This is a genomic window from Streptomyces doebereineriae (assembly GCF_031845645.1).
Taxonomy (GTDB): domain Bacteria; phylum Actinomycetota; class Actinomycetes; order Streptomycetales; family Streptomycetaceae; genus Streptomyces; species Streptomyces canus.
The window spans coordinates 1-394 of sequence record NZ_JAVREZ010000566.1 but is presented as its reverse complement, the minus strand read 5'-3'; the positions used below and the strand labels follow the sequence as shown (position 1 = coordinate 394).

Here is a 394-nt window from a genome sequence, read left to right as displayed (position 1 = left end):
GGTTGGGTGTCGGCGCACGACACTCTGCTCGACGCCGCAGAACGGCTGACCATCCCGATCGAGTACCTGCTCCCGTTGGACGACAAGGAAATCCCGCGCGAATTCGGTCTCGAGTTGTTCGACGCGTTCGCGTCGCAGGACAAGGTTCTGCACCCCATCCCGGGTGGGCATCACCAGGTACCCACAGATGGCCGGATCGACACGCGGTTCTTCCCACGACACCTCGGAACATTGCCAGGACGCCGTCGGACCCACATACTGACCTAGGCGGCAGGTCTTCCTGACAGGCTGAACCTGCCATATCGATGCAGTACGCATCTTCCATGCTCGGTCCGCAATCCACGCGGCGAGCGCGCCCTTGGGCCATTCCCCCGGCGCAGGCACCTCATCCCTC

Annotated in this window: 1 pseudogene; it reads left to right on the top strand. The window is 63.5% G+C overall.

Annotation, left to right across the window (positions count from 1 at the left end):
* Nucleotides 1–267 (top strand): annotated as a pseudogene (locus tag RNB18_RS53270) (hypothetical protein); the annotation flags it as partial.
* Between the last annotated feature and the right edge of the window lie 127 nt (nt 268–394).